This window comes from Cupriavidus consociatus, assembly GCF_017814975.1.
GTDB lineage: Bacteria > Pseudomonadota > Gammaproteobacteria > Burkholderiales > Burkholderiaceae > Cupriavidus > Cupriavidus consociatus.
Window position 1 is genome coordinate 149,635 of record NZ_JAGIQA010000010.1, and the last position, 13,493, is coordinate 163,127.

The 13,493-nt window shown below is 68.0% G+C and carries 9 protein-coding genes; 4 read left to right on the forward strand and 5 right to left on the reverse strand.

Features of this window, described 5'->3' with window-relative positions:
- The first annotated feature begins 52 nt into the window (after positions 1-52).
- Positions 53-1,246 (forward strand): PepSY-associated TM helix domain-containing protein, encoded by a 1,194-nt coding sequence (locus tag J8I82_RS15825; protein WP_209759203.1) that lies wholly within the window; start codon positions 53-55, stop codon positions 1,244-1,246.
- A 54-nt stretch (positions 1,247-1,300) separates the two neighbouring features.
- Here the strand turns inward: J8I82_RS15825 and panC are convergent, their stop codons facing one another.
- The 3 genes from panC to J8I82_RS15840 form a co-directional block, all read right to left on the reverse strand.
- A complete protein-coding gene (gene panC, locus J8I82_RS15830; RefSeq protein WP_209759044.1) occupies positions 1,301-2,149 on the reverse strand; it encodes a pantoate--beta-alanine ligase in 849 nt (282 codons plus the stop codon).
- Between the two features lie 167 nt (positions 2,150-2,316).
- Positions 2,317-3,207, reverse strand: a complete 891-nt coding sequence (locus tag J8I82_RS15835) for a segregation and condensation protein A (RefSeq protein WP_209759046.1) — start codon at positions 3,205-3,207, stop codon at positions 2,317-2,319.
- 28 nt (positions 3,208-3,235) lie between these two features.
- Positions 3,236-3,427: a DUF3460 family protein gene (locus tag J8I82_RS15840; RefSeq protein ID WP_029046065.1), complete on the reverse strand. Its 192-nt coding sequence runs from the start codon at positions 3,425-3,427 to the stop codon at positions 3,236-3,238.
- A gap of 286 nt (positions 3,428-3,713) precedes the next feature.
- Between J8I82_RS15840 and J8I82_RS15845 the strand changes: the two genes are divergently transcribed.
- The 3 genes from J8I82_RS15845 to bamE are packed head-to-tail and all read left to right on the forward strand — an operon-like array spanning position 3,714 to position 10,279.
- Positions 3,714-5,519, forward strand: a complete 1,806-nt coding sequence (locus tag J8I82_RS15845) for an autotransporter assembly complex protein TamA (RefSeq protein WP_209759204.1) — start codon at positions 3,714-3,716, stop codon at positions 5,517-5,519.
- 28 nt (positions 5,520-5,547) lie between these two features.
- Complete coding sequence (locus J8I82_RS15850; RefSeq protein ID WP_209759048.1) at positions 5,548-9,675, forward strand: translocation/assembly module TamB domain-containing protein; 4,128 nt, start codon at positions 5,548-5,550, stop codon at positions 9,673-9,675.
- Positions 9,676-9,730: 55 nt separating this feature from the next.
- Entirely contained in the window at positions 9,731-10,279 is a 549-nt protein-coding gene (gene bamE / locus J8I82_RS15855; RefSeq protein WP_209759206.1) for an outer membrane protein assembly factor BamE domain-containing protein, read from the forward strand.
- Between the two features lie 69 nt (positions 10,280-10,348).
- Here the strand turns inward: bamE and metG are convergent, their stop codons facing one another.
- Together metG and J8I82_RS15865 are read right to left on the reverse strand one after the other, a co-directional pair.
- Positions 10,349-12,409 carry a methionine--tRNA ligase gene (metG, locus tag J8I82_RS15860; RefSeq protein ID WP_209759056.1) on the reverse strand — a complete coding sequence of 687 codons (2,061 nt, stop codon included), beginning with the start codon at positions 12,407-12,409 and terminating at the stop codon, positions 10,349-10,351.
- 298 nt (positions 12,410-12,707) lie between these two features.
- A complete protein-coding gene (locus tag J8I82_RS15865; protein WP_209759058.1) occupies positions 12,708-13,346 on the reverse strand; it encodes a YiaD family glycine zipper/OmpA-like lipoprotein in 639 nt (212 codons plus the stop codon).
- Between the last annotated feature and the right edge of the window lie 147 nt (positions 13,347-13,493).

Sequence of the window (13,493 nt, forward strand, 5' to 3'; positions counted from 1 at the left end):
TTTCAGGTCATATCGCCGCACGCTGCAGCGCTTCACCTACACAACTCAAGCCATGGTCACCGGCCGCCTGCGCGTCGTCCTCGTCAAGCTGCATCTCTATATCGGGCTGACTCTCGGCCTGCTTTTTGTCCTGCTGGGCCTGACGGGCATGGCCATTGCGTGGCGCGATGAGCTCGATGCCTGGCTCAACCCGGATCTGCTGGTCGCCTCGGCGCCGGCTGCCGGCCCCGTTACGCCCGCCACCGTCAAGGCGGTGACCGAGCGCCTGGCCGCGCCGCCGTACGGCAGGCCCAACCTGCTGATGCTGCCGACCCACGACGACGGCGTCTTCACCGCCTGGTATCCCGTCAAGGGGCCGGAGGGCGTGGTGCAGGGCCGCTCGCGGCAGGTGATGGTCGATCCGGTGACGCTGGCCGTGAAGGGCGAGCGCGTGTGGGGCGAGCCCGGCGTTTCGCGCCGGCAGCTGCTGCCGACGCTGTTCCACCTGCACCGCTACCTGCTCAGCGGCGAGACCGGCAAGACCGTCATCGGGGTGGCGGGCATGCTGCTGCTGCTGACCACGCTGGTGGGCGTGGTGGTGTGGTGGCCCAAGACCAAACTGCGCGCATGGGGGCAGGCGTTCCGGATCAGCCATGGCGGCTCGTGGTCGCGCTTCAACTATTCGCTGCACCGGGCCGGCGGCATCCTGGCGGCTCCCGTGCTGGCCATCATTGCCTTCTCGGGCTGGTATCTGAACCTGCCGAAGTGGGTGACGCCGATCGTAGCGGGGGTGATGACAGTGACCCCGCCGGCGAAGCATGTTTCGGCGCCGCCCGCGTCCGACGCGCGCCCGCTCGACGCCGGCCAGATCATGGCGGCGGCGCGGTCCCAGTATCCCGACGCTCGGGTGACCCGCATCAGCTTCCCGCGCAAGCCGGGCGACGCCTTCGAAGTCCGGCTGCGCCAGCCGGATGAGGTGCGCAAAGACAGCGGCGCGACCCGGCTCTGGCTCGACGCCTGGACCGGCACGCGGCTGGGCGTGAAGGACCCGCACGATGCGCCTGCCGGCGACACGCTGCTGAACTGGCTGTTCCCGCTGCATACCGGCGAGGCGTTCGGCCTGCCGGGACGGATCTTCGTCACGCTGTTCGGGCTGGCGCCGCTGGCCTTTGCGCTGACCGGCGTGCTGATCTGGTGGAAGCGGCGGCGCGGGCACCGCCGCCACGTCGTGAAAGCGGCGCAGCGCGCGGCCATGCGCCGGGCATGAAAAAAGCAGGCCGGCGGCCTGCTTTTTTTGAACCCGCGAACCCGCGGCCCCGGCTCAGATTTCCAGGTTGTCGATCAGGCGGGTCGCGCCCAGCTTGGCCGCGGTCAGCACCACCAGCGGCTCGCCGGCGACGAACTCCTCGTGCGTCGGCGCCTGCAGGTTAGCTTGCTTGCGGATCGACACGTAGTCCGGCTTCCAGCCGCGCTTGGCCAGCGCTGCCACGGCATTGGCCTCCACCGCCAGCAGGTCGGCCCCGGCGCGGTCGCTGCCCAGCACGGTGTCGCGCACCTCATGCAGCGTGCGGTACAGCACCGGCGCCTCGGCGCGTTCGTCCGGGCTCAGGTAGCGGTTGCGCGACGACAGCGCCAGGCCGTCTTCGTCGCGAATGGTCTCGGCCGGAATGATGTCGATCGGCAGCGCGAACTGCTGCACCATGCGCCGCACGATCATCAGCTGCTGGTAGTCCTTCTTGCCGAATACGGCCACGCGCGGCTGCGCGCACGAGAACAGCTTCATCACCACCGTGCACACGCCCTTGAAGAAGCCGGGGCGGAACTCGCCTTCCAGGATGTCGCCCAGGTCGTGCGGCGGCTCGACGCGGTATTCCTGCGGCACCGGGTACATATCGCGCTCGGAGGGCGCGAACAGCACATAGACGCCTTCCTTCTGCAGCTTCTCGATATCGTCCTGCAGCGTGCGCGGGTACTTGTCGAAATCCTCGTTGGGGCCGAACTGCAAGCGGTTCACGAAGATCGACGCCACGACCGGGTCGCCGTGCTGGCGCGCCAGGCGCATCAGCGACAGGTGGCCTTCGTGCAGGTTGCCCATGGTGGGGACGAAGGCAGCGCGGTTCTGGCCGCGCAGCTGGTCCCGCAGCTCTTGGATGGAGGAAATGACTTTCATCTGGCTAGGTGTGCTGTCGTGAGGGTGTGACCCGTGGCGCCGGTCTCCGGGGGGCGGCGCCGTGACTTGCCGGGCCTCGGGGCGTTCTGCCTTCCGGGCGTATCGTTTCGGCTGTCGGCGGATTGTAGATCAAGTGGGACGGGGGCGGACCCTGCCCTACGGGTGGGTCAGGAAGGGCTGTACGCCAATCGCACATAAATTGGCGCGAACGGCTCGGCCTGGGTGATCTCGACCAGCGACTCGCGTGACAGCTCCAGCATGGCGATAAAGTTGACCACCACCACCGGCACGCCCTTGCCCGAGCGGACCGCGTCCTCGAACAGTTCCGAGAACTCCATGAAGCGCGCATGCTGCAGCCGGCGCAGGATCTGGCTCATGTGCTCGCGCACCGACAGCTCCTCGCGCGAGATCTTGTGGTGCTGGTTCAGCTTGGCGCGCTTGAGCACGTCGGCCCAGGCGGCCTGCAGGTCGATGGTCTCGACTTCCGGGAAGCGCGGCGCCAGGCTCTGCTCGATATAGACCTGCGAGCGCAGGAAGTCGCGGCCGAGCTGCGGCACCGTGTCCAGCCGCTGCGCGGCCAGCTTCATCTGCTCGTACTCCAGCAGGCGGCGCACCAGTTCGGCGCGCGGGTCTTCGGCGTCTTCGTCGCTATCGGCCTTCTTGACCGGCAGCAGCATGCGCGACTTGATCTCGATCAGCATGGCCGCCATCAGCAGGTATTCGGCCGCCAGCTCCAGGTTGGTCTTGCGGATCTGCTCGATGTACGACAGGTACTGGCGCGTGACCTGCGACATCGGGATGTCGAGGACGTTGAAGTTCTGCTTGCGGATCAGGTACAGCAGCAGGTCCAGCGGGCCTTCGAACGTTTCCAGGAAAATTTCGAGTGCATCGGGCGGGATGTACAGGTCCTGCGGCAGCTTGAACAGCGGCTCGCCGTACAGGCGCGCGAAGGCCATCCCGTCGACCATGTCCGCGGGACCCGCGGCTGCGGCAGGGTTGTCGGCGCCGACGGCAGCCACGGCGGGCAGCGACAGCTTGTCCTGGTCGGCTGTGCTCATCGCCGGTGGCAGGGCGCGCTGGCGGGGATCAGTTGTCCTGCGAGTAGACGTACGGCTTCTGGGCCACGCGCGAAGCCTGGGCGCGGGCGCGCTCTTCCAGGTCGATCGGCGCCTTGTCCCACAGCAGGGCGCGGCCGTCGCGCTGCTCGGCTTCGAGCGTCGGGCGCTCTTGCTTGAGCTGCTTCAGGAACTGGGTGATCTCGGACTCGTACATGGCCATGGTGAAACCGTATGCGCCGCGTGGGCGTGTAATGGATGCAGTGGGGCAGGATTTTACAGTATCGGCCCGGCACGGGGTCGCATTTGGACCCCGGCACGCTTTCCGGGGGTAAGAAGATTCCGGCCACAGTGCGGTGTGTGGTCAAATACCGACTTCGTATGTGTGGACAAAGGGCGATGCCGAAAGACACCGCTATCACTGCTGACCCGGCGCCCGAGGCGCCGGGCGACAACCACGGATGAGGATCGACCTGGCCAGGACGACAGCCCGCCCGGGCCGCCCCGACATGCCGGATGCGGCGCATCCGGCGTCTATCGCCCCCATCGCCCCGCTTCCCGTGCGGGCGCGCGCGGCGGCGTATGCGCTCGCCGCGATGCTGCTGATGCCGGCCGCGGCTCAGGGCGCCTACAAGGTCGAGGTCGAAGCCCCCAAGCCGATCAAGGAGATGCTCGAAGAGCACCTGGACCTGTCGCGCTACAAGGACCGCACCGACCTGTCGCAGGACCAGTTCGACTACATGGTAGAGACCGTGGGTGAGCAGGTGCGCCAGTTCACCTCGACCGAAGGCTATTTCGACCCGACCACCACCACCCGCGTCGAGGGCGAAGGCGACAAGCGCGTGGTCCACGTGGCGGTAGACCCTGGCGCGCGCACGCTGATCCGCAATGTCGATGTCCAGGTGACCGGCCCGGCGGCGACGCGCTCGCCCGAGCAGGTGGCCGAGATGCAGGCCAAGTGGGGCTTGCCGGTGGGCGACCCGTTCCGCCAGGCGGACTGGGACAAGGCCAAGGAAGACGCGCTGGTGACCTTGCAGAGCCATAACTACTATGGCGCGCGGCTGGCCGCGTCGCAGGCGCGGGTTGAGCCAGACGACCTGCGCGCCGACCTGTCCGCGCACTACGCCAGCGGTCCGGCCTACCTGCTGGGGCCGCTCACGGTGAAGGGCACGCGCCGCTACCCGGAACAGATCATCTACAACGTCAATCCGCTCAGCGAGGGCGAGCCGTACCGCGTGGAGCGGCTGCTGGAGCTGCAGCGCGCGATCCAGAACCAGCCGTATTTCTCCAACGTGCAGGTCGACCTGGAACCGCCGCCGGATGCCGACAAGGCGCCCGATGGCGTCGTCACCGCGCCGGTGTCGGTGCGCGTGCGCGAATACCCCGTGCACCGGCTCAGCAGCGGCGTCGGCTTTACCACCGATACCGGCGCGCAGGTGGAGGGGCGCTATTCCTACTACAACCTGTTCAACCGCGCCTGGACCTTCGACTCGCAGGCGCGGATCGAACAGAAGCGCACCTACATGTTCGCCGAGGCCGCGATGCCGCCGTCCCGCGGCGCCTACCGCAACAGCGTGTACAGCAGCTACGAGCGCACCATCGATATCGAGAACACCGACACCACCAGCCTGCGCGCGGGCCTGAAGCGCTCGCGCTCGCGCGAGAAGTACGATGTCACCACGTCGCTCGACTTCTACTACGACAAGCTGCTGCCCGAGGGCCAGGCCGCCCAGATCAGCAAGGCACTGGTGCCCGCCTTCGCCTGGACCCGGCGCGACGTCGACAACCCGGTGTTCCCGCGCCGCGGCAACGTGATCAGCACCCAGATCGGCGTGGCCGCGCGGGGTTTCCTCAGCGATGCCACCTTCCTGCGCCTGTATGGCCGTATCCGCCAGTACATCCCGGTAGGCAAGCGCGACCTGGTGGTGGCGCGGCTGGAACTGGGCGCGGACCTGACCGGCGACAGCTCGAGCCAGATCCCGGCAACGCTGCGCTTCCGCGCCGGCGGCACCGATTCGATCCGCGGTTACACCTACCAGTCGATCGGCACGCCCAGCGGTTCCAGCATTCTGCCCGCCAAGTACCTCGGCACCGGCAGCCTGGAGTACCAGTACTGGTTCAAGCCGGATTGGGGCGTGGCGGTGTTCTGGGACCTGGGCACGGCCGCCGACAACCTGCGCGGCGTGACGATCTATAACGGCGTGGGCGTCGGCGTGCGCTGGCGCACGCCGGTGGGCCCGCTGCAGCTGGACGTCGGCTACGGCATCCAGGAACAGCAGTTCCGGCCACATATCTCGCTGGGGGTCGCGTTCTGATGGCCGCCCTCGCGCCCGGGATGCCGGCATGAGCGCCCACGACCTGCCCGACGTGCCCGGCGAGGGCACGCCCGAGGAGCCGAACCCGCCCGCGCCGCGCAAGCGCCGGCGCGTTTGGCGCGCGCTAGCCTGGTTGCTTGGCATCCTGTTGGTGCTGGTGATCGCGCTGATCGGCGCCGGCGTGGCGGCGTTGAGCACCGAGGCCGGCACGCGCCACCTGTGGACCCTGGCCACGCGGCTGTCGGCCGGCATGCTCAACGGCCGGCTCGAGGGCGGCACGGTCGCGCACGGCTTGCGCTTGCGCGACGTGGTCTTCGCCAGCGGCCAGACCCGCGTGACGGTGGACCGCGTCGATGGCAGCTGGGCCATGACGTGGCAGCCGCGCCGCCTGCACTTCGAATACCTGCGCATCGGCAAGGCCGAGGTCCGGCTGGGTCCGTCGGAGCCGAGCACCGAACCGGCGCAGATGCCGAAGTCGCTGGAACTGCCGCTGGCGATCGACGTCGACGCGCTGACGCTGGACCGGCTGGCGCTGCTGCAGGGCACGGCGCCTGCTGCCGAGCCGATGGTGTTCGCCAACCTGGCCGGCGCGCTGCACAGCGACGGCCAGCACCATCGCGTCAGCGTGGACAAGCTGGAGACGCCGTACGGCAAGCTCGCGGCCAATGCCCAGATCGGCGCACGCGCGCCCTTCCCGCTCAGCGCCGAGGCGCTGCTGGAAGCGAGCTGGCAAAAGGAATCCTTTGCCGTCAACGCCACCGCCAGGGGCACGCTCGAAGCCTTGCGCGCCGAGCTGCAGGCCAACGGCGACCGCATCCATGCGCGCGCCGGCGCCGACCTGACGCCGTTCGGCAAGGTGCCGTTCACCCAGTTGCTGGTCGATGGCGAGCGCATCAACCCGCGGCTGTTCAGCCCCACCGCGCCGCAGGCCAACCTGACGGTGCATGCCGAACTGCGCCCGGTGGATGGCGCGGCGGCGACTCCGGCGGCGCCCGCATCCGCACCCGCAGCATCCGTCCCCCCCGCATCCGCACCTGCCGCGGTGCCGCCGCCCGCGCCGCTTGCCGTGGCCGGCGATGTCGAAATCCTCAACCTCGAAGCCGGCCCGCTCGACAAGGAGCGCCTGCCCGTGCATTCGGTGCGCGCCCACGTCGAACTGAGCGAAATGACGCAGGCCATCAGCGACCTGCGCGTGGCGCTGACCGGCAAGGCCGAAATCACCGGCGGCGGCACGCTGCGCGATGGCCGTGGCGGCTTCGACCTTGACGTGCGGCGGCTCGATCCCGCGGCGCTGCATGGCTCGCTCACCAGCGCCAGCCTGTCCGGCCCGGTGGTGCTGCGCATGGAGCCCGGCCGGCAGAGCGTGGCGCTAGACCTGTCCGGCGCCGCGCTCAAGCTGTTCGCCGATGCCAGCATGGACGCCGACACCGTCACGCTGGGCACGCTGCGCGCGACCGTCGGCCCCGGCGTGCTGAGCGCGGAAGGCAAGCTCGGGCTGAAGGACAAGCAGCCCTTCAGCTTCAAGGGCAAGCTGGCGTCGTTCGATCCGTCGCGGCTGGCCAAGGTGGCTGCGGGCCGCATCAACGCTGACTTCAGCGTCAGTGGCGAGATTGCTCCGGTGCTTGGCGTGGCACTCGATTTCGCCGTGCACGAGAGCGAATACGCCGGCCTGCCCATGACCGGCGGCGGCAAGGTCCGGCTCGCCGGCGAGCGGCTGCTGCCGAGCGAGGCCGCGCTCGACATGGCCGGCAACCAGGCCAACCTGCGCGGCAGCTTCGGCGCGCGCGGCGACCAGCTCAGGCTGGCGGTCGACGCGCCGCAGCTGGAGCGGCTCAAGTTCGGCGTGGCCGGCAAGCTCAAGCTCGATGCCATCATCACGGGAACGCTGAAGAAGCCCGAGGTAGTGGCCGACTACAACGCGCAGGCGCTTGAGGTCGGGCCGCACAAGGTGGCCAGCGCCAGCGGCCGCGCGGAAGTGCGCGGCGGGCTGGAGGGACCGCTGTCGGTGCAGCTTGCGGCGCGCGACTACCGCGGGCCGCAGGCCAGCCTCAGCACGCTCGATGCCACCCTCAACGGCACCCAGGCCAGCCACGTCTTCGATGTCAAGGCGGCCGGCACGCTGAACCGCCGGCCGCTGCAGCTGGCGCTGGCGGGGCAGGGCGCGTGGAAAGGCAAGGATGGCTGGAACGGCACCATCCGCACGCTCGAAGAGCGCAGCACCGTCAACCTGCGGCTGGCCGCACCGACGCAGCTGCTGGTCGCCGACCAGCGCGTGCGCCTCGGTGCCACGCGGCTGGTGCTGGACAACGCCACGCTCGCCATCGACAGCTTCGACTGGGACCATGGCCGCATCCGCAGCCAGGGCGCGCTGAACGGCCTGCAAGTCGGCCACGTGCTCGAACTGATGGAAACCATCACCGGCGAGAAGCCGCCGGTGCGCTCCGACCTGGTCATCGACGGCCGCTGGAACCTGGCGCTGGCCGAGACCGCGAGCGGGTTTGCCGAAGTGCGCCGGCGCAGCGGCGACCTGTCGGTCAATGCCGGCCGCGGCTTTACCACGATGGGCCTGGGCGAGACCAGCCTGCGCGCCGAAGCGGGCGGCAACCGCATCGCGCTGCGCGGGGGCATGGTGTCGGGGCGCATCGGCAAGGTGGCGGTCGATGCCTCGGCGGGGCTGGTGCAGGAGCAGGGCCTGCAGACGGTGGGGCCGGCGTCGACGCTGGCGGGCACTGTCACGGTCGACGTGCCACGACTGAAATCGCTCGAGGCGCTGACCGGGCCGCAGTATGCCTTCGACGGGCGCCTTGCCGCCGCGTTGCGGCTGGGCGGCACGGTCGGCGCGCCGCTGCTGGCCGGCACCGTCGATGGCGACAACCTCGCCGTCACGCTGTACGACCTGGGCCTGCGCCTGACCGATGGCACCGTGCGCGTGGCGCTGGACCAGAACACGGTGGAGCTGAAGCACGTCGAGTTCCACGGCGGCGACGGCAAGATCACCGCCACCGGCAACGTCAAGCTCGGCGAAGCCGATCCCAACCTGACCGGCAAGATCGTCGCCGACAAGCTGCAACTGTTTGCCAGCCCGGAACGCACGCTGGTGGTGTCGGGCGACGCCAGCATCGCCAACGAGAACAAGCAGATCGTGATCCGCGGCAAATTCCGCGTCGACCGCGGCCTGTTCGATCTGCCCAAGGCCGGCGCGCCGGTGCTGGGCGACGACGTGGTGGTAATCCGCCGCAAGGACCAGCGCGCGGTCAAGACCGCCGCGACGCCGGTGGTGCCCGAGACCAAGCCGGCGAGCAAGTTCAGCCCGGTGATCGACCTGACCGTTGACCTGGGCAACGACTTCCGCTTCCGCGGTGCGGGCGCCGACCTGCTGCTGGCCGGCCAGCTCGGGGTCAAGAGCGAACCGCTGGTGCCGCTCAAGGCCGTCGGCACGGTGCGCGTGACGGATGGCACCTACGAGGCGTTCGGCCGCAAGCTGAACATCGAGCGCGGTATCATCAATTTCAACGGGCCGATCGACAACCCGAACATGAATATCCGGGCCATGCGCCGCAACCAGGAAGTGGAGGCGGGCGTCGAGGTGACCGGCACGGTGCGGCTGCCGCGCGTGCGGCTGGTGTCGGAGCCCAACGTGCCCGACGAAGACAAGCTGTCCTGGCTGATGTTCGGCTACGGCGCCGAAAGCGCCGCCGCGGGGCAGCAGCGCCAACTGGGCGGTGCCGCGCTGGGCGGCGCGGCGCTCGGCCTGATCGGCGGCAAGGCGGGCAAGGGTATCGTCTCGCATTTCGGCATTGACGAGTTCTCGATCGGGCCCAGCACCGCTGGCCTGAACGACCAGCAGGTGGTCAGCATGGGCAAGGCCATCACCGACCAGATCGCGGTGGGCTACGAACAGAGCCTGACCTCGGCTTCCAACGTGGTGAAGCTGACCTGGCAGTTCTCGCGGCGCTGGTCGCTGATTGCAAAGGGCGGCTCCATCAACGGATTGTCGGTCTTGTTCAACCGCCGCTTCGACAGCTGGGCGATCCTGTTCTCGGGCGCCTCGAACCGCAGCGGCACCAGCAGGAGCCAGGATGACGGCCAGACACTCGATCCGGAAAGTGCGGCGGCGGCCGCTTCGGCAGTCATCGCCGAACCCGTGCGCCGCTGACATGCGCGACAAGCCCCTCTTAGCCAACTACGCGTCGCCGCGACGCCTTGCCGCCATGGGACTGATTGCCTCTGTGCTTGCGCTGTTCGGCTGCGACCAGCGCAAGGTCGATGAAGCGATGAAGAAGGCGGGCGAGACCGCGCGCAACACCTGGAACGCGATCAAGCCCGACAGCGAGCTGTTCAAGGGCATCGTGCCCGGCCAGTCCACCGAGGAAGAGCTGCGGCGCCAGGCCGGCAAGCCCGAGATCATCTGGGAAGAGGCCGACGGCGGCCGCCGGCTGGAATACCCGCGCGGGCCCGAGGGCACCACCACGTGGATGGTCACCATCGGCGCCGATGGCAAGGTCGCGCGCATCGAGCAGGTGCTGACGCCGGAGAACTTCGCGCGCGTGCGCGCCGGCATGAGCAAGGACGATATCCGGCGCCTGCTGGGCAAGCCGACCAAGGTCGAGGCCTTCGCGCTGAAGAAGGAAGAGGTGTGGGGCTACCGCTGGATGGAGACCTCGACCGACAAGGCTTTCTTCAATGTGCATTTCAACAGCGACGGCACGGTGACGACGACTTCGCGCAGCGACGATCCGTCGAAGATGCAGGGCGGCTGAGGCTTCCTCAGGGCTAAAAAAAAACGGCGGCCGCCCGAAGGCGCCGCCGTTTTTCCCTGGCGATCCGTTTCAGCGGATGCGCATGCCCGGCACGGCGCCGCCGTGCGGTTCCAGGATGTACAGGCCCGGGGCGGCCTTTTCGTCAGCGGCCGATGCCGCCAGGACCATGCCCTCGGACATGCCGAACTTCATCTTGCGCGGTGCCAGGTTGGCCACCACCACGGTCAGCTTTCCGACCAGCTGCTCCGGCGTGTAGGCCGACTGGATGCCCGAGAAAACATTGCGGGTCTTGCCCTCGCCCAGGTCCAGCGTCAGCTGCAACAGCTTGCTGGAGCCTTCGACCTTCTGGCACTCGACGATCTTCGCCACACGCAGATCGACCTTGGCGAAATCGTCGATGGTGATGGTCTCGGCCACCGGCTCGATCGACGGTGCCGCGGCGGCGGGCGCCGCCGTGGCCTGCAGCGATTCGCGGTTGGCCGCCAGCAGTGCGTCGACCTGCTTGGCATCGACGCGCGTCATCAGGTGCTGGTAGGCCTGCACCGGGTTGGCCGCGGACAGCTGCTTGTCGATCGCGCGCCAGTCGAGCGGCTCGACGTTCAGGAAGCGTTCGACGCCGGCGGCCACGTTCGGCACCACCGGCTTCAGGTACACCGTCAGCAGGCGGAAGGCTTCCAGCGACACCGAGCACGCGGCGTGCAGCGCGGCGCGCTTGCTCTCGTCCTTGGCCAGTTCCCAAGGCTTCTCGGTGTCGACGAAGGCGTTGACCGTGTCGGTGAGCTCCATCACCTGGCGCAGCGCCTTGCTGTACTCGCGTGCTTCATACAGCTGCGAGATCTGCGGCGCGGCCTGGCGCAGCTGCTCCAGTAGCGGATGCGCCAGCGCGGCCTCGTCGACCTTGCCTTCGAAGCGCTTGACCAGGAAGCCCGCCGCACGGCTGGCGATATTGACGTACTTGCCGATCAGGTCGCTGTTGACCCGGGCGATGAAGTCGTCCAGGTTCAGGTCCAGGTCTTCCATGCTCGCATTGAGCTTGGCGGCGAAGTAGTAGCGCAGCCATTCCGGGTTCATGCCGGTGTCGATGTAGCTCTGCGCGGTGATGAAGGTGCCGCGCGACTTGCTCATCTTGGCGCCGTCCACCGTCAGGAAGCCGTGCGCGAACACGTTGGTCGGGGTGCGGTAGCCCGAGAAGCGCAGCATCGCCGGCCAGAACAGCGTGTGGAAGTACAGGATGTCCTTGCCGATGAAGTGGTACTGCTCGGCGGTCGAGTGCGGGCCGACCCAGGCGTCGAAGTCGATGCCGCGCTGCTGCGCCAGGTTCCTGAAGCTGGCGTAGTAGCCGATCGGCGCGTCCAGCCACACATAGAAATACTTGCCGGGCGCGCCGGGGATCTCGAAGCCGAAGTAGGGCGCGTCGCGCGAGATGTCCCAGTCGGACAGGGTCGAGGCCTCGCCCTCGCCGCCGAGCCATTCCTGCATCTTGTTGGCAGCCTCGGGCTGCGCCAGGTCGGCCACCCATTCGCGCAGGAAGGTCTCGCAGCGCGGATCGGACAGCTTGAAGAAGAAGTGCGTCGACGACTTGCGCACCGGCGTGGCGCCCGACACGACTGAATACGGGTTCTTCAGGTCGGTCGGCACATAGGTGGTGCCGCAAACTTCACACGAGTCGCCGTACTGGTCCTTGGCGCCGCACTTCGGGCACTCGCCCTTGATGAACCGGTCCGGCAGGAACATGTTCTTGACCGGGTCGAAGAACTGCTCGACATCGCGCTCGGCGATCAGGTCCTCGGCCTTCAGGGCCAGGTAGATCTTCTCGCACAGCTCGCGGTTTTCTTCCGCGTCGGTGCTGTAGTAGTTGTCGAACGACACCAGGAAGCTGTCGAAATCGCGCTTGTGCTCGGTCCAGACGCGATCGATCAGCTCCTTCGGGGTGATGCCTTCCTTCTCCGCACGCAGCATCACCGGGGTGCCGTGTGTGTCGTCGGCGCCGACGTAGTAGACCTCGTTGCCCATCATGCGCTGGAAACGCACCCAGATATCGGTCTGGATATATTCCACCAGGTGGCCGATATGGATCTGGCCATTGGCATAAGGCAGGGCGGATGTGACGAGGATGCGACGTGCGGTCATAGACGGAGGGCCGGTCAGGAGCGGGGAATATCAGTGGCGACGGCGCTGCGCGCGGCGCGGGCGCGTGCCGGGGAGGGGTATTTTAGCAACGTCGTGCCGCAGGTGCGCCGGTTCCGCATGGCGGAATCCTCCGAAATGGCGCGGGGGATTGGCTGCAAGCGGTCAAAAAAAAGCGCCGGTCAGTGCCGGCGCAGCTTTCCACAACGGAAAAGGAGGAGAAATCAGGCACCGCCCGGGAGGTCAGCCACCCATCGCGAGCCAGCAACGGTGGCAAGCGGTACCTGTTTCTATGACTAGGTCATCCCTGAATTGGTTTCAAAAAAATTTCGACGCGGCGATTTTGTTGCCGGCCGGCCTCGGTGGCGTTGTCTGCAACGGGCTGGGCCTGGCCCCGGCCCTCGGCCGTCAGGCGGTTCCGTGCGACGCCGCGGTCACCCAGATAGCTCGCCACGCTCTGGGCCCGGCGCTGCGACAGCTGCATGTTGTAGTTGGGGTTGCCGGTGCTGTCGGTATGGCCCACGACGCTGGCGCTGACATCCTGGTGCTGGCCCAGCGTCTGGGCGACCTGGTCGAGCACGGAGCGGAACGACGGCTTGATGCTGGCGCTGTCGGTATCGAAGGTCACCTGGCTGGGGATGTTCACCTTCAGCGAGCCGTCCGGCTGCTCGGTGATCTGGGTGCCGGTGCCGGCGGTGTCCTTGTTCAGCTTGCCACGGATGGCATTCCAGTTATAGCCGGTCGCACCGCCGACGGCACCGCCCACGGCCGCGCCGACCAGCGTGCCGGTGGTATTGCCGCCGATCAGGTTGCCAAGCCCGGCGCCCACTGCGGCGCCTACGCCGGTACCGACCGCCGTGTGGGTCTGCTGTTCGGTGGCGCAACCCGCGGCCAGCAGGGTGGCGGCGGCGAGCGAGGCGGTGACGAGCTTGATCTTCATGCGTTCTCCTTCTGATGATCCCGTAAATGTTCCTGGTACCGCATGCGGATGGTAACTCCATGGCGATACCGCGGATAACCCTTTTGTACGCGTTTGCGGCGGCGCGACCGGCTCGGTGGCCAATGCCGGGTGCGTGTCCGCCCAACC

Coding starts and splice junctions, on each gene's coding strand:
- J8I82_RS15825 (WP_209759203.1), top strand. CDS start 53: ATGGTCACCGGCCGCCTGCGCGTCGTCCTCGTCAAGCTGCATCTCTAT.
- J8I82_RS15840 (WP_029046065.1), bottom strand. CDS start 3,427: ATGGCCATGTACGAGTCCGAGATCACCCAGTTCCTGAAGCAGCTCAAG.
- panC (WP_209759044.1), bottom strand. CDS start 2,149: ATGAAAGTCATTTCCTCCATCCAAGAGCTGCGGGACCAGCTGCGCGGC.
- bamE (WP_209759206.1), top strand. CDS start 9,731: ATGGGACTGATTGCCTCTGTGCTTGCGCTGTTCGGCTGCGACCAGCGC.
- J8I82_RS15845 (WP_209759204.1), top strand. CDS start 3,714: ATGCCGGATGCGGCGCATCCGGCGTCTATCGCCCCCATCGCCCCGCTT.
- metG (WP_209759056.1), bottom strand. CDS start 12,409: ATGACCGCACGTCGCATCCTCGTCACATCCGCCCTGCCTTATGCCAAT.
- J8I82_RS15865 (WP_209759058.1), bottom strand. CDS start 13,346: ATGAAGATCAAGCTCGTCACCGCCTCGCTCGCCGCCGCCACCCTGCTG.
- J8I82_RS15850 (WP_209759048.1), top strand. CDS start 5,548: ATGAGCGCCCACGACCTGCCCGACGTGCCCGGCGAGGGCACGCCCGAG.
- J8I82_RS15835 (WP_209759046.1), bottom strand. CDS start 3,207: ATGAGCACAGCCGACCAGGACAAGCTGTCGCTGCCCGCCGTGGCTGCC.